General features: G+C 46.7%; 26 protein-coding genes and 6 tRNA genes. 18 read left to right on the top strand and 14 right to left on the bottom strand.

The annotated features are described in order from the left end of the window. The 4 genes from Q0614_RS11060 to Q0614_RS11045 form a co-directional block, all read left to right on the top strand. Positions 1-806, top strand: an 806-nt coding sequence (locus tag Q0614_RS11060; protein WP_298788716.1) for an aryl-sulfate sulfotransferase, incomplete at its 5' end; no start/stop codon positions are given. Continuing rightward, positions 796-939: a hypothetical protein gene (locus Q0614_RS11055; RefSeq protein WP_298788715.1), complete on the top strand. Its 144-nt coding sequence runs from the start codon at positions 796-798 to the stop codon at positions 937-939. The genes Q0614_RS11060 and Q0614_RS11055, both read left to right, overlap by 11 nt. Positions 940-1,174: 235 nt before the next feature. Next, entirely contained in the window at positions 1,175-1,297 is a 123-nt protein-coding gene (locus tag Q0614_RS11050; RefSeq protein WP_298788714.1) for a hypothetical protein, read from the top strand. Between the two features lie 3 nt (positions 1,298-1,300). Next, complete coding sequence (locus Q0614_RS11045; protein ID WP_298788713.1) at positions 1,301-1,462, top strand: DUF2695 domain-containing protein; 162 nt, start codon at positions 1,301-1,303, stop codon at positions 1,460-1,462. Between the two features lie 537 nt (positions 1,463-1,999). Here the strand turns inward: Q0614_RS11045 and menA are convergent. Next, positions 2,000-2,902: a 1,4-dihydroxy-2-naphthoate octaprenyltransferase gene (gene menA / locus Q0614_RS11040; protein WP_298788712.1), complete on the bottom strand. Its 903-nt coding sequence runs from the start codon at positions 2,900-2,902 to the stop codon at positions 2,000-2,002. A gap of 174 nt (positions 2,903-3,076) precedes the next feature. Between menA and Q0614_RS11035 the strand changes: the two genes are divergently transcribed. Beyond that, on the top strand, positions 3,077-3,907 hold the full coding sequence (locus tag Q0614_RS11035; protein ID WP_298788711.1) for a pyridoxamine kinase: 831 nt from the start codon (positions 3,077-3,079) through the stop codon (positions 3,905-3,907). A gap of 7 nt (positions 3,908-3,914) precedes the next feature. Beyond that, entirely contained in the window at positions 3,915-4,127 is a 213-nt protein-coding gene (locus Q0614_RS11030; RefSeq protein ID WP_298788710.1) for a hypothetical protein, read from the top strand. A 667-nt stretch (positions 4,128-4,794) separates the two neighbouring features. On the opposite strand, the gene hcp is transcribed toward Q0614_RS11030, so the two are convergent. The 8 genes from hcp to Q0614_RS10990 all read right to left on the bottom strand — a co-directional run bounded on the left by hcp (position 4,795) and on the right by Q0614_RS10990 (position 7,655). Then, positions 4,795-6,123 (bottom strand): hydroxylamine reductase, encoded by a 1,329-nt coding sequence (hcp, locus tag Q0614_RS11025; protein ID WP_298788708.1) that lies wholly within the window; start codon positions 6,121-6,123, stop codon positions 4,795-4,797. Positions 6,124-6,394: 271 nt separating this feature from the next. After that, positions 6,395-6,469, bottom strand: a tRNA-Asn gene (locus Q0614_RS11020). A gap of 14 nt (positions 6,470-6,483) precedes the next feature. After that, positions 6,484-6,568: transfer RNA gene (locus tag Q0614_RS11015), tRNA-Leu, on the bottom strand. Positions 6,569-6,617: 49 nt separating this feature from the next. Further along, positions 6,618-6,694: transfer RNA gene (locus tag Q0614_RS11010), tRNA-Arg, on the bottom strand. Positions 6,695-6,709: 15 nt separating this feature from the next. Then, a tRNA-Arg gene (locus tag Q0614_RS11005) sits at positions 6,710-6,786 on the bottom strand. A 6-nt stretch (positions 6,787-6,792) separates the two neighbouring features. After that, positions 6,793-6,869 (bottom strand) — tRNA-His (locus tag Q0614_RS11000). A 5-nt stretch (positions 6,870-6,874) separates the two neighbouring features. Next, positions 6,875-6,951: transfer RNA gene (locus Q0614_RS10995), tRNA-Pro, on the bottom strand. Between the two features lie 74 nt (positions 6,952-7,025). Next, positions 7,026-7,655, bottom strand: a complete 630-nt coding sequence (locus Q0614_RS10990; RefSeq protein WP_298788707.1) for a non-canonical purine NTP pyrophosphatase — start codon at positions 7,653-7,655, stop codon at positions 7,026-7,028. Positions 7,656-7,760: 105 nt separating this feature from the next. Between Q0614_RS10990 and Q0614_RS10985 the strand changes: the two genes are divergently transcribed. The 6 genes from Q0614_RS10985 (at position 7,761) to Q0614_RS10960 (ending at position 12,961) form a co-directional block, all read left to right on the top strand. Then, positions 7,761-9,059, top strand: coding sequence for an MFS transporter (locus Q0614_RS10985; RefSeq protein WP_298788706.1), 1,299 nt, complete (start codon positions 7,761-7,763; stop codon positions 9,057-9,059). Further along, complete coding sequence (locus Q0614_RS10980; protein WP_298788705.1) at positions 9,056-10,267, top strand: molybdopterin molybdotransferase MoeA; 1,212 nt, start codon at positions 9,056-9,058, stop codon at positions 10,265-10,267. Before Q0614_RS10985 ends, Q0614_RS10980 begins: the two co-directional genes overlap by 4 nt. 340 nt (positions 10,268-10,607) lie before the next feature. After that, positions 10,608-11,114: a DNA-deoxyinosine glycosylase gene (locus Q0614_RS10975; RefSeq protein WP_298788703.1), complete on the top strand. Its 507-nt coding sequence runs from the start codon at positions 10,608-10,610 to the stop codon at positions 11,112-11,114. Positions 11,115-11,236: 122 nt separating this feature from the next. After that, positions 11,237-11,878: a hypothetical protein gene (locus tag Q0614_RS10970; protein WP_298788701.1), complete on the top strand. Its 642-nt coding sequence runs from the start codon at positions 11,237-11,239 to the stop codon at positions 11,876-11,878. Between the two features lie 90 nt (positions 11,879-11,968). Continuing rightward, positions 11,969-12,715 (top strand): toxin-antitoxin system YwqK family antitoxin, encoded by a 747-nt coding sequence (locus Q0614_RS10965; protein ID WP_298788700.1) that lies wholly within the window; start codon positions 11,969-11,971, stop codon positions 12,713-12,715. A gap of 3 nt (positions 12,716-12,718) precedes the next feature. Then, positions 12,719-12,961, top strand: coding sequence for a hypothetical protein (locus tag Q0614_RS10960; RefSeq protein WP_298788698.1), 243 nt, complete (start codon positions 12,719-12,721; stop codon positions 12,959-12,961). 1,495 nt (positions 12,962-14,456) lie between these two features. On the opposite strand, the gene Q0614_RS10955 is transcribed toward Q0614_RS10960, so the two are convergent. From Q0614_RS10955 to Q0614_RS10940, 4 genes are read right to left on the bottom strand one after another with little or no spacing between them, the layout of a single operon-like run. Then, positions 14,457-15,188 (bottom strand): superoxide dismutase, encoded by a 732-nt coding sequence (locus Q0614_RS10955; protein WP_298788696.1) that lies wholly within the window; start codon positions 15,186-15,188, stop codon positions 14,457-14,459. Further along, a complete protein-coding gene (locus tag Q0614_RS10950; RefSeq protein ID WP_005870938.1) occupies positions 15,188-15,361 on the bottom strand; it encodes a hypothetical protein in 174 nt (57 codons plus the stop codon). Before Q0614_RS10950 ends, Q0614_RS10955 begins: the two co-directional genes overlap by 1 nt. Beyond that, positions 15,354-17,468, bottom strand: coding sequence for a mechanosensitive ion channel family protein (locus tag Q0614_RS10945; protein WP_298788694.1), 2,115 nt, complete (start codon positions 17,466-17,468; stop codon positions 15,354-15,356). Before Q0614_RS10945 ends, Q0614_RS10950 begins: the two co-directional genes overlap by 8 nt. Then, entirely contained in the window at positions 17,434-18,102 is a 669-nt protein-coding gene (locus tag Q0614_RS10940) for a carbonic anhydrase (protein ID WP_297943776.1), read from the bottom strand. The genes Q0614_RS10945 and Q0614_RS10940 overlap by 35 nt, the downstream gene beginning before the upstream one ends. A gap of 131 nt (positions 18,103-18,233) precedes the next feature. Here Q0614_RS10940 and Q0614_RS10935 point away from each other — a divergent pair, with 131 nt between their 5' ends. The 6 genes from Q0614_RS10935 (at position 18,234) to Q0614_RS10910 (ending at position 21,902) form a co-directional block, all read left to right on the top strand. Further along, the gene (locus tag Q0614_RS10935; protein WP_005870935.1) at positions 18,234-18,929 is read left to right on the top strand and encodes a Bax inhibitor-1/YccA family protein; all 696 of its coding nucleotides are present in this window, start codon (positions 18,234-18,236) and stop codon (positions 18,927-18,929) included. Positions 18,930-19,024: 95 nt separating this feature from the next. Then, a complete protein-coding gene (gene secG, locus Q0614_RS10930; protein ID WP_298788692.1) occupies positions 19,025-19,546 on the top strand; it encodes a preprotein translocase subunit SecG in 522 nt (173 codons plus the stop codon). 101 nt (positions 19,547-19,647) lie between these two features. Then, positions 19,648-20,205 (top strand): ribosome recycling factor, encoded by a 558-nt coding sequence (gene frr, locus Q0614_RS10925; RefSeq protein ID WP_297880081.1) that lies wholly within the window; start codon positions 19,648-19,650, stop codon positions 20,203-20,205. Between the two features lie 3 nt (positions 20,206-20,208). Then, positions 20,209-20,820, top strand: a complete 612-nt coding sequence (pyrE, locus tag Q0614_RS10920; RefSeq protein ID WP_298788691.1) for an orotate phosphoribosyltransferase — start codon at positions 20,209-20,211, stop codon at positions 20,818-20,820. Between the two features lie 96 nt (positions 20,821-20,916). After that, complete coding sequence (locus Q0614_RS10915) at positions 20,917-21,342, top strand: RDD family protein (RefSeq protein ID WP_298788690.1); 426 nt, start codon at positions 20,917-20,919, stop codon at positions 21,340-21,342. Then, complete coding sequence (locus tag Q0614_RS10910) at positions 21,339-21,902, top strand: ribonuclease HII (protein ID WP_298788689.1); 564 nt, start codon at positions 21,339-21,341, stop codon at positions 21,900-21,902. The genes Q0614_RS10915 and Q0614_RS10910 overlap by 4 nt, the downstream gene beginning before the upstream one ends. 521 nt (positions 21,903-22,423) lie before the next feature. On the opposite strand, the gene Q0614_RS10905 is transcribed toward Q0614_RS10910, so the two are convergent. Then, the gene (locus Q0614_RS10905; protein ID WP_298788688.1) at positions 22,424-23,191 is read right to left on the bottom strand and encodes a hypothetical protein; all 768 of its coding nucleotides are present in this window, start codon (positions 23,189-23,191) and stop codon (positions 22,424-22,426) included. Positions 23,192-23,377 lie beyond the last annotated feature (186 nt).

Raw genomic sequence — 23,377 nt, 5'->3', positions numbered from 1 at the left:
ACGCTAGCAAGGCAGGCCACACCGCTAGCTCGGACGAGCTAGCCGCGATGGATACGAACGAAAAATGGGGCGACATCGTGGGCTCGGGCCCTGGACGCAACTGGGCGCACGTAAATAGCGTGGATTATGATCCAAGCGACGATAGTATCATCATCTCCAGTCGCCACCAAGACGCCGTCATCAAGATCGGCCGCGACAAAAAGATCAAATGGATAATGGGCGCGCACAAAGGCTGGAAGGATCAGTTTAAGGGATTCCTGCTCCAGCCGGTGGATAAAGACGGCAAAAAAATCGTCTGCGAGGACGAGTACTCAAAATGCCCGGGATATGAGAGCGAGAAGGGCGGATTTGACTGGCAGTGGACGCAGCATACGGCATTCCGTATCGACAGCAAGTCCAAAAAGGGCGTAGTGTATCTCACCGTCTTTGATAACGGCGACACACGCGGCATGGAGCAGCCTGCGATGGCGGGTATGAAATACTCCCGCGCGGTCGTCTATAAAATCGACGAAAAAGCTAAAACCGTCGAGCAAGTCTGGGAATACGGCAAACAGCGCGGCAGCGAGTGGTACAGCTCGGTTACTTCGCTAGCGCAGTATCAAGACGACCTAGATAGCGTGATGGTTTACTCGGCGGTCGCGGGTATGCAGTTTGACATCGCCAAAGGTCGCCCGGTAGGCGTACCTAGCCCGCATATCAACGAGTTTGAATGGGGCGCAAAAGAGCCGTCAATCGAAATCAAAATGACCAACGCGATGGGCTATCAGGCGTTTCCGTTTAGCCTAGAAAAGGCGTTTGAGAAGTAAAATTTTAAAATTTAGCGGTCGCGTTTTGGGCGCGGCTGCTTTTGTTTTGGTTTATGGTCAAATTCTACACATCTACTCGATAGAATTTCATCCGAATTTGCTAAATTTTATCCCTCGGTACGGCAAAATTTAGCCGAAAACATAGCTCTTTATTCTAGATAAAATTTAATCATCGGATTTGCGATTTCGCGCTCTGCTTTTGTTATAATTTTGCTCTGCTAAAAATTAATAAGCGTTATTTCGGTATAGACGAGGAGCGCACGGTTTGGATGAAATTTGCATGCCGCTTGGGGCAGGGGACGATAGGTATGAGGTTAATGCGCCCAAAGGATATCCGTGCGGCAAGGCGGCGCAGCAAAGGAGAAAGAGTGGAAAAATCCAGAAAAAAGGAACTCAAAAAGCTCGCGGCGCAGCGGCAGCGAGATGCATTTGAAAAAAGCCTGCCTATGAGTAGGGCGGAGTTTGAGCGGCTATTTGAGTTCTTGGGCTAGGGCTTGGCGCATCGTGGCTGCGACGGCACGCATAGGCTCACGTTGGAGTTTTTGCGAGCTCGCCGCGCGTCGAATGAAGCGGCGGTTTTGGACTTTTGCGAGCAAAACGGCGGATATTGCGACCGCGAAGTTCTAAACAGCGTGCAAGATTGCTTCGAATTTTAAGGGGCTATGTGCAGAAAGACATGGTTTTGCAAGCATCGTTTCAAAAAAGCGGTGCGTAAAATTTAGTAAAATTTTAGTGGCGCGAGGGCTCAAAAGTAGGGCTAAAGCAGCGTTTGCGGTGCGAACTGCCGCCGTGCAATAAGCACAAAGCCCACCGCGCCAAACACGCGGGCCTTTTGTAGAATTAATGCTCTAGTTTTTAAATTTGACGCAAAAGGCGGGCAACTCGCCGTCAAAACGGCAATTAAAGCGTGGTGTGACGGGGCTTGCATAGACTTAAGAGCGGTATTGCTCGCTTAATTTAACGATACAAGACGGCGCGGAGACCTGGAGTTTGCCCCCTTAAATTTTATTGCGGTAGCCATCAGGCGGACAGAGATATGCTATGGACGTTTTCATTGAGCGAGCTTGCCGCAGACGCTTTGCTGTGCGACAAGCAGGTTGATTGCAAGATTAGGAGAACTCGCACAAAGCGCTTTTGCGCGAGAGGACTTTGCTGCGGTACCGACGTAAATTTTATCTGCGCGACATTTAAATTTAGCCTAAAATTTCCCCGACGAAAAATAGCGCAGACATCGCAAACGTGCAGAGTGCGACTACCTTTAGCTGTCCGTCGAAGTCGCGGCATTCCCGCACTTTTAAGACGAAAAATAGATGCCACACAAGCGGCACAAAGCTAGCTATGTAGAGTAGTTTTACGCCTGAATCTCCGCGCAAAAGCGAGTAGCAAAGCATTAGCCCCGCACCACCCGCGATCAGCGCGTAGTGATAGCGCTTGGCTGCGCGCAGTCCGATACGCACGGGGATCGTGCGCTTGCCTTTGAGCGCGTCGTTTTGCACGTCGCGCATATTATTTAAATTTAGCACCGCCGTGCTTAGCATCCCGCACGCACACGCAGGCAGCAGCAGCGCCGCATCGAGCGAACGCGCGTATAAAAAGTACGAACCCAGCACGCTCAAAAGTCCAAAAAACAAAAACACGAAAACGTCGCCAAGCCCCTTATAGCCGTATGCGCCGGCGCCCACGGTGTAGCGGATCGCGGCGTATATCGACGCGCCGCCCAGCGCCAAAAATAGCATCACAAGATAAAACCGCTCGCCGAATGCCAAAACGCTTAGCGCGAGGCTGCAAAGTGCCGAAAGCAGCGCCGTAGCGACGATGACGCGCTTCATCTGCTCGGCACTCATCTGTCCCGTTTGGATCGCGCGGCGCGGCCCCAGTCTGCCCTCGTCGTCGGTGCCTTTTACCTCGTCGCCATAGTCGTTAGCGTAATCGCTTAGCACCTGAAACAGAAGCGTCGTAAGCAGCGCCAGCGCGAAAATATCCGCTCTAAATACGCCCGCGCCGTATGCCGCACCGCTGCCGAGCAGTACGCCCGAGACGCTAAGAGGCAGCGATCTAAGGCGAGCGGATGCGTAAAGAGCCTTTGCGGTTATCATTTTTTGCCTTTTTTGATTTTTGAGCGCCGAATTTACGGCGAACCCGAGATAAAATTTAGCGGAAAAACGCCAAAAATAATATAAATTTAGACTATTCGTAGAGTAAATTTTATTTAAATTCGCCTTTTTAATATAAATAGCGGTAAAATAGAGCCAAAAATTTTAGGAATTGTGATGAAAAAAGTTCTTACCGTTCAAGATATATCCTGCGTGGGCAAGGTTTCGCTGACCGTCGCCTTACCGATACTAAGCGCGATGGGGATGAGCACGAGCGTGATCCCTACGGCGGTTTTATCGATGCATACGGGCTTTTCGGGCTACACCTTTTGCGATCTAAGCTCTCAAATACGCGCGATCATGGCGCACTGGAAAGACCGCGGAGTGGTATTTGACGGCATCTACACGGGCTTTTTGGGCTCGGCGGCACAGATCGAGATTATGAGCGAGCTATTTGCGAGCTTCGGCGGCGCTGGCAAGACTATTTTGGTCGATCCTTGTATGGGCGATAACGGCGTATTTTATCCGGGCTTTAACGAGGATTTTGCTCGTATGATGGCGCTTCTGTGCGCCAAGGCCGACGTCATCACGCCCAATATCACCGAGGCCTGCGCGATTACAGGCGTGCCGTACCGTGAGGACGCAGATAGGGATTTTATCATGGATCTGCTTGCAAGGCTTCGAGAGCTGGGCGCTAGGCAGGTTATTTTAAAAGGCATTGGCTACATCGCCGATCAGTGCGGGGTTTTCAGCTACGATGCGCGCACGGGCAGGACGAACGAGTATTTTCACGAGCTACTGCCGGTTAAATTTAACGGTACCGGCGATATTTTCGCAGCCGTAGCCTTCGGCGCAACAATGCGCGGTAAGTCCCTGGAAACGGCGGTCCGTATCGCTGCAGATTTCGTCGTCAGCACGATCAAAGAGACGATGAGCGACGAGGAGCGTAAGGACTACGAAGGGGTCGATTTCGAAGCGATAATCCCTGAGCTGGTGAGGAAAATCTAAGTTCTAGATGGATTTGAAACTCGCCGCGCGGACAGAGGATTTGTGGCAGAGCTTTAAAATTTTACCGCAAAAGGAAATTCCTAAATTTTATCTGCGGCGTGAAATTTTAAAATTTCAAAATTTATGTGTCGTGTGGGACATGGAATTTTATAGGCGATGCGGAATTTTAAAATTCATGCATTGCACGGCTTATAATTTTATCTCCTACATAGAATTTTAAAATTTGCACCGAAGTAAAGATGCGAAATTTATCGATAGCGCGGAATTCTAAACGCAATGCTACAGCGAATTTATCTGCTTGCGAGTTTGAGCTGCATTTTGAAATTTCGTACAAAATCTGCTTAAAATTTTATTCCCACAAGCCGTGCGCCATGCACTTATAAAATAATTTCAAAATTTATGAGTAAAATTTAGATTAAAATCCGTATTTAAATCCCGATTAAAAATCCTGTGAAAATACTATATTTATTTAAAATTTTAACGGCACTAAATTGCAATATCTGATAGCGAAAAATGAGATAATACGGAAAATTTTATGCAATATCAAGCATCAATGAGGCACACCATAGGATTACTATAAGCGGAAGCGATGCGGATAAGATATAAATACTTGCACAGAAAAAGAAGGATTGTAATAGCAAAGACGATTGGAATTTGAATGTGTAAAAAAGCACTTAATTAAATTTTTCTAATCATTTGGCGAGATTATATGATTTTAAAATTTAAATTAAGAAGAACGGCATAGTCGTAAAATTTAAATATGAGCGTCGGCGCAAAATAACCGCGGAGTGGATCGGCTAGCTCCGCTAAAAGCGGCGTATAAAGGGTAAATTTAAAACGGAGCTTTGCCGAATTTTAAATTTACCCGATTTGCCTCGCTATAAAATTTATTCGCCCAGGAAGTATTTCAGATCCGCCTGCGCGTCGCCGCTGATTAGGCGAAGGCCGAAATTTTGCACCAAAAAGCCCAAAATTTCGTCGTTGAAAAACTCAGGCACCGTAGGGCCCACGTTGATATTCTTAACGCCTAGGCTAAACAGCGCAAGCAGGATGATGACCGCCTTTTGCTCCATCCACATCAGCACGATCGAGACCGGCAGGTCGTTTACCGCGATGCCCGTAGCCTCGCTAAGCGCTAAGGCGATCTTAACCGCACCGTTGCTGTCGTTGCACTGACCAAGGTCGATATAGCGCGGAAGCTCGGTGCCCGGGACGCTTCCGAAATCCACGTCGTTGAAGCGGAATTTGCCGCAGCTGGAGGTCAAAATCACGCAGTCCTTCGGCAGGCTAAGCGCTAGCTCGCGGTAATACTCGCGTCCCTTGCCCGGCGCGTCGCAGCCTGCGATGACGAAAAAGCGGCGGATTTTGCCCGATTTGATCGCGTCTAAAATTTGCGGCGCAAGGCTCAAAATGGTCTTATAGTGTCCGCCCGTCACCAAGCTCTCGTCGCTGTCCATGCTCACGTCGCCGCACGCAAGCGCGCACTCGATGAGCGGCGTAAAATCGTCGTTTTGGATATGCTTGATCCCGTCGGTGCCCGCGATAGAGTAGCCAAAGAGCCTGTCCGCGTAGCTACAGGACGAGCGAAGCGGCACGATGCAGTTGGTGGTCATCAAAATCGCGCCCTTAAATTCGTTAAAAAGCTTGGTCTGATCAAACCACGCCTTGCCGACGTTGCCCTTTAGGTGCGGATACTTGCGAAGCTGCGGATAGCCGTGCGCAGGAAGCATCTCGGAGTGGGTGTAGATATTGATGCCTTTGCCTTCGGTCGCTTTTAGCAGCGCCTCAAGAGCGTGTAGGTTGTGTCCGCTGACCAAAATCGCCTTGCCCTCGACTTTGTTTTGGCTAACTTTAACTGGGGTCGGTACGCCGAATTTTGCGGTATGCGCCTCGCTTAAAATATCCATCATCTGCACGCCCGCGCTTCCGACGGCCATCAGCTGCGCGATATGCTCGTCAAAGTTAAAATTTGAGTTCGTCAGTGTGAAATACAGCGTATCCGCCATAACGGTATCGACTGCGCTAGTATCGGCGCCGAGCTCGTGCGCGTGGTGGCGGTAGGCGCTAAGGCCCTTAAGCCCGAAAACCATAGTGTCTTGAAGTAACGCCAGCGTGGAGGTTTTACCGCAGGTGCCGCGGTCTTGACCTTTGGCGCCGCAGCCCTCGGGCGCGCTCATTTGGCACTGATGACAGAACATCTCTAGATTGTCGCTCATAGAAATCCTTTATAAAAAATTTAGTTGGTAATTTTAAGATTTTATTTAGGCAAAAAAATTGATTATAATCAATAAATGGCTAAATTTTATCAAATTTATTTACAAAATGAGAATTTTAAATTTTATAAAAGGTATTCTAGATTGCTTAGAAAGCATAACGAGAAATTAGAATATTAAAAAATTTCTGGAACAAATTTTTATAAAACTAAGAAAACTTAAAGCTCTTTAAACATCGATAAAATCGGGGGTCAAAGGAATTTTTGAGTATATATGGCTCCGGATGCTGGATTCGAACCAGCGACCAAGCGGTTAACAGCCGCCTACTCTACCGCTGAGCTAATCCGGAACGCGTAGAATGGATGGTGCGGATGAAAGGACTTGAACCTTCATGCCGTGAGGCGCCAGATCCTAAGTCTGGTGTGTCTGCCAATTTCACCACATCCGCAAAAAAGAAAGCGCATATTAGCCAAAAAGCTCTTAATATGAGCTTAATATGGTACGCCCAAGAGGATTCGAACCTCTGGCCTACGGCTTAGAAGGCCGTTGCTCTATCCAACTGAGCTATGAGCGCAAAATATCAAATCAGTGGTACGCTCGAAAGGAGTCGAACCTTCAACCTACAGATCCGAAGTCTGTTGCTCTATCCAATTGAGCTACGAGCGCATAAAGTGGGGTGAGTTGTGGGAATCGAACCCACGACCCTCAGGACCACAATCTGATGCTCTAACCTACTGAGCTAAACTCACCACAATGGTCGGAGCGAAAGGATTCGAACCTTCGACCCTCTGGTCCCAAACCAGATGCGCTACCAGCCTGCGCTACGCTCCGTAGATTTTCGTGGATTGAATGAAAAGCGTATTATATATATTTTTTCTTAAATTCCGCTTTTTACGGCTCTAAATTTAATGAAATTTAGCAAGTCTCATCTGTTTTTCTAAATTTTTCAATAAAATTCGCATCAGCGCCAGCCCCTTCGTGCGGTGCGAAATTTTAAATTTCACCTCAGCGGGCAGCTCTCCGATTGTGCGGTCAAATCCGCGCGGAATAAACATAAAATCGTATCCGAAGCCGTTTTGCCCCCGCTGCTGCGTTATCGCCGTGCCGTGCATGAAGCCGTGCGTACAAAACTCGCCCAGAGCGCATTTTAGCGCGATCGCCGCGGTGTAATGCGCAGGGCTCTCCTCTAGCTCCAGCGCGCGTAGGCTAGCGGCTAATTTCTCGCGATTGCTCGCATCCGTTGCACCCGCTCCGCTAAAGCGCGCCGAAAATATCCCCGGAGCCCCGCCCAGCGCATCTACGCAGATGCCGCTATCATCGCTTAGCACGAAAAATTCGCTCTGCAAATTTTTACTTTTTAGCGCCTCATGCACTGCGCGAACTTTGATAAGTGCGTTTTGTTTGAAGCTCGTGCCGCACTCGTCGATCTCAAAAGGATCCAGCACCTCGCCGAGCGCGCACACGTCGTATTCCGTGAAAAATTCTTTTATCTCTTTTACTTTATTTTTGTTGCTCGTCGCAAGTAAAATTTTCATCCTCGCTCCTTAAATTTAAGCCGCCATTTTACCCAAAATCAAAGAATTCGTTACGATTTTTGGCTATAATCGGCGCAAATTTCATATTATTTGAGGTCTAAGATTATGCTAAAAAGCGTCCTTCCGCTTAGTTTTATCATCGCTACGAGGTTTTTTGGATTATTTATTTTGCTGCCCGTGCTTAGCCTGTATGCATTGAGCTTGCACGGCGCAAACGAAAGCCTAGTGGGGCTACTTTTTGGAATTTATGCGATTATGCAAGTGATTTTGCAAACGCCATTTGGAGTGCTAAGCGATAAGATCGGACGTAAGAAAACCCTTGCTATAGGGCTGGCGCTTTTTATCGTGGGCGCTTGCGTTTGCGCGGCGAGTGAGAGCATTTATACGATGATTTTTGGGCGCTTTTTGCAAGGCTGCGGTGCTGTAGGAGCCGTAGCTACCGCACTAATTAGCGATTTTACGCGAGAGGAAGAGCGCGGTAAGGCGATGGCGGTAATGGGCGCGATGATAGGCGTGAGCTTTGGCGTAGCAATGATTTTAAGTCCGCTTTTAAGTGCCAAATTTGGACTTGCCAGCCTATTTCATCTAAGTTCAGCACTTACGCTTTTATGTTTGGTGCTGCTTTTTTTCGTAGTACCTACCGAACCGCATATCCGCTCCCTGCGCCAAAAGGTCCCACTCGGCTCACTTTTAAGTGATAAAAATTTAATGCTTATGAATTTAACGAATTTTTTTCAAAAAGCTTTCATGACGGCAGCGTTTTTTCTAATTCCAATTTTGCTCGTGCAAAAATTCGGACTTTCCAAAAGTGATTTGACTAAAATTTATGCTCTAGGCGCGGTCTTTGGCTTTACTGCGATGGGTGCGAGCGGTGCTTTAGGCGAGAAACGCGCACTGGCTAAGCAAATTTTACTCATCGGCATTTGCTTTTTTATCGCTTCGTATTTGATTTTTGCGTTTGCTAGCGGGGCGAGCGCTTTCGTGGTGGGTGTGATGCTCTTTTTCGTGGGATTTAACGCGCATGAGCCCATTATGCAAAGCCTTGCGTCCAAATTTGCCAAAGTCGCTCAAAAAGGCGCCGCACTTGGGATTTTTAATTCGTTCGGATTTTTTGGCAGTTTTTTGGGCGGGCTATGCGGCGGCGCACTTTTTGGCAAAATCGGCATTGAAGCGCTAGGCATTGGCGTCGCGGTTTTGGGTGTGATCTGGCTTGTGCTACTTTCTAGGCTGAGCGATCCAAAACTTTTTAAGAATTTATACTTTCCTAAAGGCGGCGATTTTTCCGCACTACAGGGTGTAAAGGGCATTATTGAAATTTACGAGACCGATGGCGAACTCGTTGTGAAATTTAACTCGAAACTGATAAATGAAGATCAAATTTATAAAATCGTAGGAGGCAAATGATGGAATTTGAAAAATTTGAAAGTGCGATGGAGCGCTTCGCAAATACGGTGCAAAAGTCATCGCGCATCGAGAAGGTCGCGATCACTCAGGCGCTAGGGCGTATTTTAGCAAGCGACGTCGCGGCGCCTTTTAGCACTCCGCGCCGCCCGACCGCCGCGATGGACGGCTACGCGCTAAAGGGCGCGGATCTAAGCGAGGGGGCTAAATTTAAGATCGTCGGCACGACGCCTGCGGGCAAGATGCCTAGCGCCGCGGCAAAGGCGGGCGAGTGCGTCAAAACCTTCACGGGCGGGCTCATGTGCGAGGGTAGCGACACGCTTCTGCCGATTGAAAACGTACAGGTACAAGGCAGTGAAATCGTCGTCACAAAGCCTGTTTCCGCAGGCTTTGCCGTGCGCGCAGCGGGCGAGAGCTACCGCGAGGGCGAGCTTTTGCTTAGAAGCGGCACAAAGCTCGGCTTTTCGCAGATCGCGCTGCTAGCCGAGCTGGGGCTATTTCACATAAGCGTATTCATCCGCCCAAAAGTAGCGATCCTAGCCACCGGCAGCGAGATCAAGGATCTGGGCGAAAGGCTCGAAAACGACGCTCAAATTTACAGCTCCAACCACATCGCGCTTGCAAATTTAGTAACGCAACTAGGCTGCGAAGCGATGATAATGCCGATCGCGCGCGACGACGAAAAAGAGCTAGAAGGCGCGATCCTATCGGCTTTACAGAGCGCCGACATACTTCTAACTAGCGGCGGAGTGAGCGTCGGAGACTACGACTTCGTGCAAAGCACGCTAAAATCAAAATTTGAGCTCATCGTAAAGGGTGCGGCGATCAAACCGGGCCGCCACGTGCGCGTAGCCAAAACCGGCGAAAAATATATCTTCGCGTTCCCGGGCTTCCCGCTCTCGGCGCTCATTACGTGCATTTTGTTTCTGCGCGTATATTTGCAAAAATCCTTCGGTGTGCGCGAAAACACGGAATTTAGCGCGATCTTAGATCACGACTATGTAAAAAAGACGCCGTGGCTGGAGTTTATGCCTGCGCTCTTGCAAAACAGAGACGGGCGACTTTTTGTTAGCCTACAAAGCAAAAAGCAGGGCTCCAGCGCGATTTTGAACAATTTAGACGACGATAGCGTCCTGCTAGTCGCGCCGCTAGAGGTCAAAGAGCTCAAAAAAGGCAAGCTCGTGCGCGTAATCTCGGTACCTAAAATTTAGCGCACAGCGGTTCAGAGGCGATTGCGAGGGCAGACGGAATTTAACTGCCGCAAGGGTTAAAATTTTGCCGCTGCGAGACGTTAAATTTGGCTGCGAAGTTCGGCTTCGAAGTTTGAAAAGTTGAAATTTAAACTCAAATCGCACGCCGTAGCAGACTGATCAAAATTTTACCGCACGCCGCTATACAGCGAGTGCGCTAAAATCTTTGCCGCCGCGTAACTTCAGCTCCAAGTTGCTTCGCGGGCGAAATTGCGAAATTTACGAGAGATAAAGCGAAAATGAAAGATAAATTTTATGGCGCTCCGGCGGGCGTTTTTGGCGAATACAAAGCAGGTACAAAATGAGCCAAACTCACCCTTTTAAGCCGATTTTCGATGAGAATTCTAAAATTTTAATCCTCGGCTCCTTTCCCTCCGCCCCCTCTCGCAAGCTGGGCTTTTACTACGCAAATCCGCAAAATCGCTTCTGGCGCGTGCTGGCGCAAATTTTAAACGCGCCGCCGCCTGCGAGCACGGAGGAAAAGATAAAATTCCTACTCGCCCGCGGCATCGCCATCTACGACGCTGCGATCTGCTGCGAGATAAAGGGTTCGAGCGACGCCAAAATGACCGCCGTCGTGCCTGCAAATTTAGAGCCGATCTTTAGCGGCACGCGCATCGTGCAGGTGTTCGCCAACGGCGGCAAGGCGCATGAAATCTGCGAAAAACATCTAGAAACTCAAATTTTAAACGCAACCGGCAAAGAGCCCATCAAGCTGCCATCCACAAGCCCCGCAAACGCAAATTTTAATTTTGAAAGGCTAGTGCGCGAGTGGAGGATAGTAGCCGAAGCGCTAAAGGAGGGTTAAATTTAATGTCTATAAAATTTGATTGTAAATAGTCTTTACATAAAATTTAGTATATGGTTGGAAGATACATCTAATGGTTTATAAGGTATAATTGTAATATCTGTTGATAAACAAGGAATAGTATGAGTAATTTATCGTATAACGTGGGTAAAGTTGTTGATTTGGCTAAAAAAAATGGTTCTGCTCTTATTATTGCCGCAGTATCTACCTTATATAAATCAAAGGTCGAATTAGCTTCACATTTTGTACATAGGTTTATATATGAAAGATTTAAAATTAGATTAAACGATTTTGTTCATGAAGAGAAAGAATTAAACGATGAAAAGAATAGTAAATTTTATGAGAATATAAGTAGCGATAATATCAATATTCTTTTTGATTTATTGGAAAAGGCTAGACTATCAACTTATGACTTACACGCAAAAATATTAGCAAAATTATATGGTAAGTTATTACAAAATGGTAAGCTTGATTATTACGAACATGCACTACTTGCCAATATAAATTCTCTAAGTGATTTAGATTTTATATATTTTTATGATCTAATTAAAAATAAACCAAATAGCCCATTAATAACAGATGACGATTGTGAATATATAGCAATTAATAAATTTATACAAATAGGAATTTTGTCAACGACCGGTATAACTTATTTTGGCAGTAATAACAATGAAAAAGTTCCTATAAATTTTCAAACGAATTGCTTTTCTGAATATTTATTTGAAGTGCTTAATTTGATAATGTCATCTCGCGATGTAAAATAAATTATTCATAATTCAAGAGGCTTTAAATAACCATATCTATATTAAAATGAGAATAATCGAAGTAAGCTTTAAAACAAGGAAGTAAAAAATATGAGGATTCCGCTAAATTTATCAGGTTTAACTCAAAAATTAAAATTCATCTTTCTGCTTCCGCTTTTGGCGCTGGGCGGGCAAGCTCTGGAGCCAAAAATCGTAATGCAGCCCGAGCCGGTCCTAAAAAACGGTCTGTATTTCGTAGCGGACAAGCCCTATAGCGGGACACTCAAGGTGCTGCACTACAGCGCCGAGGATCTCTACGACGTAAATTTTATGGGCGTCGTCTATCCCAGAGCAAAGCCGCTACCGCCCACGCCAATTCGCGAGATCGACGTAAAGGATGGCACTGCGGTGCGCGAGCGCGATTACTTTGACGGCAGAGATAAGCCCTCAAACGAATATCCGCTAAAAAACGGCCTGTACGACGGCGTCGCGAAGAGCTACTACGCGGACGGCGGCGAGCTGAGATCGCAGAGCGAATACAAAGCCGGCAAGCGCGAGGGTTTTTACAAGCTGTATTATCAGGGAAGCGGCAAGCTAAAGCAGCAGGGCGCGTATAAAGCGGACAGGCGCGAGGGCGTTTTCACCGACTACTACGAAAGCGGCGAAGTAAGCGCGCGCCATCCGTATAAGGGCGGGCTGCGAAACGGCAAGGACGTGGATTATTACAAAAGCGGCAAAGTGCGCGGTATGCGCAGCTATAAAGAGGGCAAGCGGCAAGGCGTAGAGAAATGGTATCACGCAAACGGCGCACTAAGGCAGACGGGTGCATACAAGGACGACCGTAAACAGGGCGTTTAGAAGTTGTTTTACGAGGACGGCAAGACGCGCGTAGTCGAAAATTTTAAAGACGGCGAGCGCGACGGCGCCGTGCGCGAATACTACGGGGGCGGCGCGCTGCAGGGCGAATACGAGTTTGAGCGCGGCAAGCAAACGGGCACGAGTAAGCAATACTACGCAAACGGCGCGCTCAAGGCTAGAGTGACGTTCAAGGATGGCCTGGAGACGGGCACGGCGAAGCACTACTACGCAGACGGAAAGCTCTAAGCCGAGGGCGAGTTTGAGCGCGGCAGGCTCGTGCGCGCCAAAAAATACGACGAAAGCGGCAAGCTAATCAGCGACAAATCCGATAAAAACGGGCTCGCAAGAGAGTAAGGCGGGCTAAATTTTAAAATTTTAAGCGGGTTTGGAATTTTAAAAAGGTTTAAAATTTTGAGTAGGCGCAGCTTTACGTTTTAACGACGCGGGTTTGCATTTTCAGCGCTCACGGCTTTGTGTTTTAAGCGAGCGAGATTTTGCGTTTTGAAGTGCGGCTTCACGTCTCGGATAAATTTTGATTAGGACGCGGCGGCACTTTAAACAGACGCGACTTTGCGCTTCGAGCGAGCATGGCTTTATTTTTGAAGTGCGGCTTAAAATTTTAATCGAACGCAGCCTTGTGCTTTTGTTTTTCGGCTGCATATACCGCGCCGTCAAGTGCCGCCTTTAAATGATGTAGTTTTGTATTTGTAGAGCGGCGTGTTGCATTTAAACGAGTAAAATTCTACGCCGGGCGGCTTTATGCGGCGCGCGAATACGGCTTGGCGCTTTAATTAACGAGGTTTCGTGCAGCGCAGCTCGTCGCGCGATTTGAGCTGATGCGATTAAAATTCCGTGCCATATTTTGGTGCACGTAGTGTGCGGGTGCGTCCGGCGTGGCATAACTTGGCTTTCGATGCGGCTCTTTTTTTCGGCATGACGAGCTAACTTTGGCGCGACACAAATTTTAAAATTTAAAGTAGAATTTCAAGCTGAAACGGCGCTAAAAATTTCAACTGCTAAAAAGTAAAATTTGATGATCAAATTTTGTTAAATTTAGACCGCGGTTCGCAAGCCGCGCTATTAGGGCGTAAATTTCAAATCTACTGCAACCTTGCCTTTAGCGCGGCAGAATTTTAGCTGGCTGATATTTTAAAATTTACTAACCGCTTTATTAAACAAAATTTTACGAATAGGGCATGGGTGAACAAAGCAGGGAGGCAGAGAGTGCCTCTCTATATAATTACGGAAGCAAAGAATGCGCTGCTTATTTCGGTATGAAAATTTCATGGGCTTATTGCAACTTTAAAATTTTGCAAGATGCTCGCTCGTAGCGTTAAATTTCAATGCGTGGGTGGCAAAAATTTTAAGAAAGCAGAGCCAGATAGAGCTAAATTTCGTATAGGAGTCCGTGCAACGCGGTATTTGCGCACAAGATATAAGCGCTGAAAAGGAGAAGCACTCGGAATTTGGCGCGTAACGAGCGGTGAACTATAGTCAAGCAAACTTCAAATTAAAAATCTTAAATTTTAATCCGTGGACGCCAAATGGGTTCAAAATCAAATTTACGTAAATTTAGAGCGCGGCAAGCCGGGAGCGCTCTCAGAGCACTACAGGCCGTATAGCGCAGTATTCGTGCGGCAAAATACAGGCATTGAAAGACGTAGCCATTTGAAATTTAGCGCGCGGCGGTCATAGAGAGCCGAAAATGCAGCACTCGAAGCTGTGTAACGAAAGCCCAAATCTACCCGCAGCAGCCGCAATCGCAGCGCGAAGATGCGGCGGGGTGAAGCTCGCTGATGTAGAGCTTTACGGAGTCAAGTCCTTGCTTTTTCGCCTGGAAGTAGGCGTCGCTTGCAAAGCCAAAGTCCGCAAAACGCAAGAAGCTCTCCACGTAGGATTTACGCGCATTTTGATAATCTACGTAGTAGGCGTGCTCCCAAAGATCGCAGGCTAAAAGCGGAATTTTACCACGCACGATCGGCGTATCCGCGTTTTGCGTCGTGATGATTTCTAAATTTGCGCCGCGCTCGTCGCATACGAGCCAGCACCAGCCGCTACCGAAAAGCCCCATCGCGCGCTTTAAAAACTCGCTTTTAAAATTTTCCATCCCGCCGAAAGCCTGCGCTAAAGCGTCCGCTAGCTCACCGCTAGGCTCGCTTGGTTGCGCGATACAGTCGAAGTAAAAATCGTGGTTGTAAATTTCAGAGGCGTTGTTAAAAATACGGCTAAAACCTAGGCAAATTTTATAAAGCTTTGAAATTTGCGAAAACTCGCACTCCTCGCCGCGCGTGTCCTTGAACGACTGCGTGATGATCGTAAAAAGATCCGCGTTTTGTATCGGCGTGTCCGCAATGTCTCGATTTAGGGTGGAGACGTAGTCCTCGCAAAGCCCGCCGTGGTGAAATTTCAAACTCTGCAAGCTCGCGATTTTATTCGCGCGCGGATCAAAAGGCAGCGCCCTGGATCTAAACACTAATAATCCTCGCTGTCCAAATCGCTATAATCGTTGAAACCGTCGTCGTCTTCGTAGCTGTAATCATCCTCGTCGTAGTTGTAGTTGTAACTCTCGTCGCCTCCGATTAGATCATCGTCCTCGTATTCGTCCTCATCGAACTCTTCGTCTTCGAAGTCATCGAAATCAGCCATTTTGCTCTCCTTTGTCGTTGGAATTTACTTTTGATTTTACGCATTCGCTTGCTATTTCCGGGATATTTTCGATATAAACGCTCTGCGATGGGAAGGCAAACGATAGTCCGTTTTGCTCTACGATCTCCATTATTTTAAATAAAACATCCTCTTTCGTTTGAATAAAATTTGCCCATATTACGGTTTTTGTGAAGCAGTAAACTAAAATATTAATAGACGAATCGCCAAAGCTATCTAGCGCCACAAACATAGTGCTTTTATAGCCCGCTAAATCGTCAATAGAGACCATGTTTTGCCTATAGCGCATACGAAAATCTTTGGAATTTAGCGCTGTATCGGCAGATTGAGCGATGCCCGGGTGAGATTTTAGCATCTCTTTGATGTCGTTTACGCACTTTCGCAGTTGAGCCGTGCTCGCACCATATTCGACGCCCACGGTAAGCTTTAAATTCCGTCCTACCTTCCTGCGGCTCCAGTTTTTGATATTTTGCGCCATTATGTTGGAATTCGGCACAAAAACAAGAGCGTTATCAAAGGTTCTGATCGTCGTCTTTCTAAAGCCCGTTTCTACGACGTTTCCTTCTATGTCTCCTAATACGACCCAATCTCCTTGCGAGAACGAGTTATCAAACAATAGCATCACGGATGAGAAGAAATTTGCGATGATGTCCTTGGTCGCAAACGCGATCGCAAGTCCGCCGATTCCAAGAGATGCCATAAGCGCTGAGATGTCAAAGCCCAGACGCTTTAGCACCAAAAGCACGGCGATGATGATTACGATGACATATAGAATTTTAACGACTAGATTTATGATATCTTTTCTGACGCCTTTTTTCGTGATGTTTCCAAGCACAATAATGCCGTAACCATCGATGATTTCGATGATGAGCCATGCCCAAAGCACCACGTAAACGATCGAGAATAAATTTGCAAATTTTATCGGCACAGGCGCCGGATAATAAAAAATACTAAGACAGATATCGACCGAATAAGCGATCAGCAAAATACCCATCGGACGCTTGATAATGCCCACTACTTGCGTTTTTAGAGTTTCGCTATCCAGCGAAAAGCTTTTATTAAAGAATTTAAATACGAAATAGATGATGTTGGCAAGCAGCCTGCGAAGCGAGTAGAAAAATAGCGTAATCAGCGTGATCAAAATGAGCTTGCCGAAATTTACGTGGCTGAGCTTAAACGGAATTTTATCGTTGATATAATCAATCACAGATTTAAAATTTAAGCTCGTAAAAACCACACTACTTGCGAGTAGATCGCTATTTCGCGACAGATACGTAAGCACCTCGTCGTAGGTCTGCTTGTCGTTTTTCAAATCGTTGATTTTAGACTCTAAGGCGTCTATCTGCTCTTGACTGCTTAGATTATTTTTCAAATCATTAAGTTTGCTAAAATCCCTAGTTTGGATATTTAGTAGCGTACTACTCAGCTCGCTTTCAAGCGCGCTTCTGCTTGCGCCGTTTACAAACATATCCTCAATTTTCATAAGCGAGGTATAAAAGATCTCTGCCATTTCCATCTTTTCTAAATCCGCGCTTGCATTTACGTATTCGGGAGAGCTCTGCTTTTTGGCGTATTTTTTTAGCGTAGTTTGGATGTTCTTTTTATTTTGCGCATACGACATTATGCTTTCGATATCCATATCCTGCTGCGTAATCGCGAAAGGTAAGCGATCAAAGAGCTTAGCTTTATTGCGATCGATGGCGTCCAATTCGTTTTTGCTCGCGTTGGCATCGCCGCCGTTAAGCAGGGAGCTGCGCTGCAAATTTAGCTTTTTAATCTCTTTGATTACAGAGATAAGCGTCTCGCCGTTAGGAGCTTTTTTCTGCGAAGTCTCCGTTTTAGCGACCTTTTCTGCGATCATATTTATTACTTCAGTTTTATTGCCATCCTCTGCACCGAGGGATTTGGATAAAATTTTAGCGACTTCCTTTTTGATCTCGGTTTTGTTGTTTTCTAAAGTAAGATTTGCCTCTGGAGTAGAAGAATTCGTCTCTACAAAGCTTCCCTCGCCGGTCGTGTTGAGGTCTGCAAACGCTAAAACGGCGCTAAAAAGACTAATCGTTAAAAAGCTGATTATAGATTTTTTCATAATCCATTCCCTTATTTAATAGCGTAAAATGCGCGCCTTCGTCGTCGTAGTTGAATAGCTCGCCCGTTTCGATGACGTAGTGCCAGCCGTAAATTTTAATCTCGCCGTTTTTGTAGGCGTCTTTGATGCCAGGAAAGCTAAGTAAATTTTGCATGGAATTTATAATATTTAATCGCTCGGTGATCCACTCGCGCTTGTCGGCGCCGAGATCTTTGAGCTTTTCGACCTCGTCTTTTACAGGCTGCATTAAATTTAGCCAGCGCCTTACGTTTGGAATTTTTTCAAGCTTTTTTGCGTCATAAAACAGCGCCGCGCAGCCCCCGCAGTTGCTGTGCCCGCAAACGATGATATTTTTGATATTTAGCGAATATAGCGCGTATTCAATCGCCGAAGTAGTTGCTAAAAATTCCTCGCTAATGCGGTATGGAGGAACGACGTTTGCGATATTTCTCACGACGAAAAGCTCTCCCGGAAGCGTCGAGGTAATTAAACTTGGCACCACGCGCGAGTCGGAGCAGCCGATAAAAAGCGTATGGGGCTTTTGATGATTTGCCAGACTTCCGAAAAGCTCGGCATGCTCGGCAAAATTTTCTTCCATAAATTTAATAGCTCCATTTATTAACTGGCTAGGCATACTTTCTCCTTAAAAAAGTCGGGAATTATATATTACTTTCATAAATAGATAGAATTCTGGGAATTTTTAATGATATATTTACCAAATTTTCGCTAAACTCCCCGCTCATAAATCAAAAGAAGGAGAAAAATATGAGTCTATACGACAGACGAAATTACGCGGACGGCTACGAGCTATCGGACGCGTCACTGGAACAAGGACGAATCTCTCAGACCATTAAACAAACCTACGCGCTTCTAACCGCTTCGATGATAGCTGCAGCGGCAGGGGCTTTTGTGGCGATGAGCTTCGGCGTGAGCTTGGCTATTCATCCATTTTTATATCTAGTGCTTTTAATGGGGCTGATCTTCGGTATGCAAGCAGCTGTAAATCGCGGCGCCAACACGATTGCGCTGGTTTTGCTTTTTGCATTTACCTTTATTACCGGTCTTACTCTAGGTAAATTGATCGCTATTTATATCGCAGCAGGCGCTGGAGATGTGGTAACGCATGCGTTTGTGGCTACGGCGATTACTTTCGGTGCTCTTACCGTTTATGCGATGAATACAAAGACAAATTTCGACTCTTGGGGTAAGCCGCTATTGGTATCGCTTGTGGCTATTATCGTGCTAAGCCTTTTGAACTACTTCTTTTTCAAAAGCACCGTGCTTGATATAGCGATTTCAGCTTTTTCGGCTTTAATCTTTTCGATGTATATCATCTACGATACTAAAAATATTATAAACGGCACCTACACTTCACCGATAATGGCTGCCGTAGATATGTATCTAAACATCTACAACCTCTTCCTTTCGCTGCTAAGAATTTTCGGCGCAAGCAGAGACTAAATTCTATGCACCGCTTCGTGCGGTGCACTCTTAACTTAAAATTTATAAATCTTTTATTATAATCGCGAATTCAATTTTTTCAAAAGGTTTTTATAGTGACTACGTTATTTTTGGTTTTACAAGTCGTCTTCGCCGTGATAATTACGATCTCCGTCCTGCTGCAAAAAAGCTCTTCTATTGGGCTTGGCGCATACAGCGGAAGCAACGAAAGCTTATTCGGAGCGAAGGGGCCTGCGGGGTTTTTGGCTAAATTTACCGCTGCAATGGGAATTTTATTCGTGATAAATACACTTGTGCTTGCGTATTTCTATCAGCAAGATGCTAAATCTTCCGTAGTCGATCGCGTCAAGATCGAAGCGAATGCTACTAAATCCGTGCCAAACGCCGTTCCTGGCGTGCCATCCATCCCAGCTTCAGGCGCAAAGCCTAATTTCGCTCCGGCAAGCACCGAATCAAATTCCATAATTAGCGGCGAGACCAATGCAACGGATACGAAAATCGAAGCGCCCACAGTTCCTGCTACCGGTACCACCGCAGCTAGTGCGCCTACTCGGTCGCAAGCATCAAGTGATACCAATACCAGCGTCGCTTCCGCAGATCAAAACACAACCAAATAAACTCTAAATTTTAAAATTTAAAAGCGCAAAATCCGCGCTTTTAAATGCTATTCTTATTTTTTTAACGCTATAATTTCGCAAATTTTATTTAAAGGATTTGAATGCTAGAAGCTATCTACAAAGAGCAAAGAGCAAACGGCGATCGAGCTATAGAGGCTTTGAAAAAGGACTTTACGACGCTACGTACCGGCAAGGTGAGCGTGGCGATTCTAGATCATATTTTCGTGGATTATTACGGCTCGCAAACTCCGCTAAATCAGGTCGCGACCGTCCTTTCGACCGATGCGGTAACGATTTCGATCACGCCGTGGGAAAAACCGATGCTAAAGGCGATCGAAAGCGCGATCGCAGCGGCGAATATCGGCGTCAATCCGACTAACGACGGCGAGAGCGTGAAGCTATTTTTCCCGCCGATGACGGTAGAGCAGCGCCAAGAAAACGCTAAAAAAGCAAAAGCAATGGGCGAGAAGGCCAAAATCGGCATTCGCAACGTCCGCAAAGACGCTAACGACGAGATCAAAAAGCTCGAAAAAGACAAAGCGATCTCCGAAGACGACGCCAAAAAGGGCTATGACGAGGTGCAAAAGATCACCGACTCTTACTCCGCCAAGATTGACGACGCAGTTAAGGCCAAAGAAGCCGAGCTTTTGAAGGTCTGAGCTGTGAATATAGAAAAAATCTATCGCGACTGCGGCGCATATTTGCGAGGGCATTTTCTACTTTCAAGCGGCAACCATTCGGAATTCTATCTGCAAAGTGCCAAAGTACTTGAAGATCCGAAGCTAGCAGGGCAGCTCGCAGACGAGCTTGCCACAATCATCAAAAAAGCGGGCGTGGAGTTTGATAGCGTCTGCTCGCCTGCGCTGGGCGGAATTTTAGCGGGCTACGAGCTAGCTCGCGCGGCAAAAAAACGCTTCATCTTTACTGAGCGCGTAGATCGCGTGATGAGCCTGCGCCGCGGCTTTGAAGTGCGCAAGGGCGAGAGATTTATCGTCTGCGAAGACATCGTCACGACGGGTGGCTCGGCTCTTGAGAGCGCTAGGCTCATCGAAAACCTCAGCGGAGAGGTCGTGGGCTTTGCCGCGCTTGCCAATCGCGGATTTTGCAAGGTCGCAAATTTAGCGGGCAGCAGTGCAAAGGGCGGTGCCAAGCTGCCTGCAGATAAGCCGTTTTTTGCGCTAGGCAATTTCGAGTTTGAAATTTACGAGCCCGCGACCTGCCCGCTTTGTGCTGCCGGAAGCAAGGCGATCAAGCCCGGCAGTCGCGGAAACTAGGCGCCGATTTGCTGCTAGCAAACCGCAGCGAGATTAAATTTCACCCTTCGGCTTTAGCGCGACGGAATTTTAAAATTTAATCCGAAACGAAGCAAAATGGCAAAACAAAAAGCTAAAATTTCACCGATTTTTCTGCGCGTGAAAGCCTTCATCGTCGATCTTTTCATCATCGCGATGCCCCTATTCTACGGCGTTACCTATCTCATCTTGGGCTCGAAAGAGGCTCTGTGGCGCAACCAAGCCGCAATTGCGCTTATCTGGCTCGCGTACGGCGCGATTTGCGCGGCATTTTACGCTCGCAGCGCCCAGACGCCGGGCTACAAACTCGCGGGGCTTTATCTCATCGACGTTCGCAGCGGACGCAAAGCAAGCTTCTTTAGGGCACTAGTTCGCTTTGGATGCTTCGTGTTTGCGGGCTTTAGCGTCATCGGGCTTTTGATCTGCTTCTTTCGCAAAGATAGGCTGAATTTGCACGACCTGCTAAGCGGGACCGCGCCCGTCGTGCGAAAGGACGCGCAGTGAGCGGACAAATTTGCGGCATCGACGAGGCCGGGCGCGGCTGTCTTGCGGGGCCGCTTTGCGTCGCGGGTTGCGTGCTACAGCGCGAGATCGCAGGACTTGCCGATAGCAAAAAGCTAAGCGAGAAGCGCCGCGAGGAGCTCTACGCTCAGATCATCGAAAACTCGCGCTACAAAATCGTCGAAATTTCAAGTGCACAGGTCGATGAGGCGGGCTTGAGCTCGTGTCTAAGATCGGCGCTTGAGCAGATTCTCGCGTATTTTATGGGTTTTAGCGGACATATCATCTACGACGGCAACGCAAGCTTCGGCGTACGCGGACTTCAGACGCTAGTAAAAGCCGACGCGCAAATCGCCGAAGTAAGCGCCGCAAGCATCCTCGCCAAGGTCACGCGCGACCGCACGATGTATGAGCTCGCGCAACGCTACCCGCAATACGGTTTCGCGCAAAACAAAGGCTATGGTTCGCGCGCACACATCGCGGCGATCGAGCAGTACGGGCTCACGCCTTTTCACCGCGCAAGCTACAAGATCAAATCGCTACAACCCTCGCTGTTTGATTAACGCCGTAGCAAGCCTGCTTGATCGGCGAGGAAAAACCGCCGATTTCGGTTGATACTCCGTCGGCAAACGGCGCCGAAACTTATACCCAAAGGCACAAACTTCCAATTTTGGTTAATACGGCGAGTCGCTAGTTTCGGCGGGCGGAATACGCTTTTTGCCTAGCTAGCAAGAAATTTAATAGCCCACAGCCTGCGCTCTCGGCTATAGTCTACTCTTTCGCTGCTTACAGGAATTTTAATTCATACTTTTGTATCTCGTAAGAGTCCGCACAAGGTCGGAATTTTATCTAAAACCGCAAGCTCGGCTCGTTCGCTTATCCGTGCCCGAATAAAATTTCAAATTCCGCGCAGCGTAAATTCAGCCCGCGCACCGCAATAAGGCTAAATTTAAATTTAGCCTTGACGACGAGAAGGCATCGCGCTTTAAATTTAAAATCCACGTAAAATTTTGAATGAAATTTTGATATAAAAAAGGCGGCTAAATTTTAAAATTTCATCAAATTTAGCCGCGAGATCAGGTGCTTATTGTCTTTCGTAGAAAATTACTAAGGCGTCTTCTGCCACCCTTTTACCAGTGAACGAACTTGTTTTAATAATATCATCGGCAACATCTTCGGTCACCATAAATTTATCCGACAAACTTATGCTTTTATCGGCATTCACGATAAAATTTAGCTCAATAACAGCTTTTGATGGATACTCTACTTTTTTGCGTCCAAAAACTGCATCATATTGCTCTACTGTTAGCTGCGAGTAATAGACGGCTCTCTTAAGATATTCTATAATATAATCAACGCTATATTCTTTTTGAAATTCCCCTTTTAATTTATCGTCACAATCAACTATCTTGTCTTCATCGTCGAATTCTATTTTGCCTTTAGTTTTAAATGTTTCTTGGAATTTTACCTCATTGAGTTTGCAGTGTTCTTTTGCTAGCTTAAGCAGGCCTTGCTCATCATAGACCTTACTTTTGTAATAAATCATAGCATTATTTAAAGATGTATCCAATGCTCTTTGTTTATAAGATTTAAGGCTCTCGGTTTTATCTTGCACTATCTTTGCTTTCATGCGCTCCATATCCACGTCGCAGACCATCTTGACTGTCTTTAATCCGCCGTTTTCCTCTTTGCTCCACGCGATACTTTTGCATTTTTTCGAGCCCTCGATCGCCGTGCCGATACTCATCGACTTGAAATCAGGCAAAGTATAGTTTTTCACGAGCTCTACTTCGTCCTCGCCACATCCTGTTAAAATAAATGCCGCCAGCACGGCGCTTAGCACATATTTCATCTTTAACTCCTTGAGGTGAATTTTTTAGAAAATAATGCTACCCCCCCCCCTGCTTAAAAACGGGTAAATTTAGAGCTTAAATTTTAAAATTTCGCTGCCAAAATTCTACGCTCTTAATCTACGAAATTCCTCGCGCAGTTTCGCGCACGAAGGCGGTAAAATTTAGAAATTTTAACCAAACTTTCG

This window comes from uncultured Campylobacter sp., assembly GCF_937997595.1.
In the GTDB taxonomy this organism is placed as follows: domain Bacteria; phylum Campylobacterota; class Campylobacteria; order Campylobacterales; family Campylobacteraceae; genus Campylobacter_B.
The sequence above is the reverse complement of the archived record's forward strand: the minus strand, read 5'-3'. Positions and strand labels throughout refer to the sequence as shown.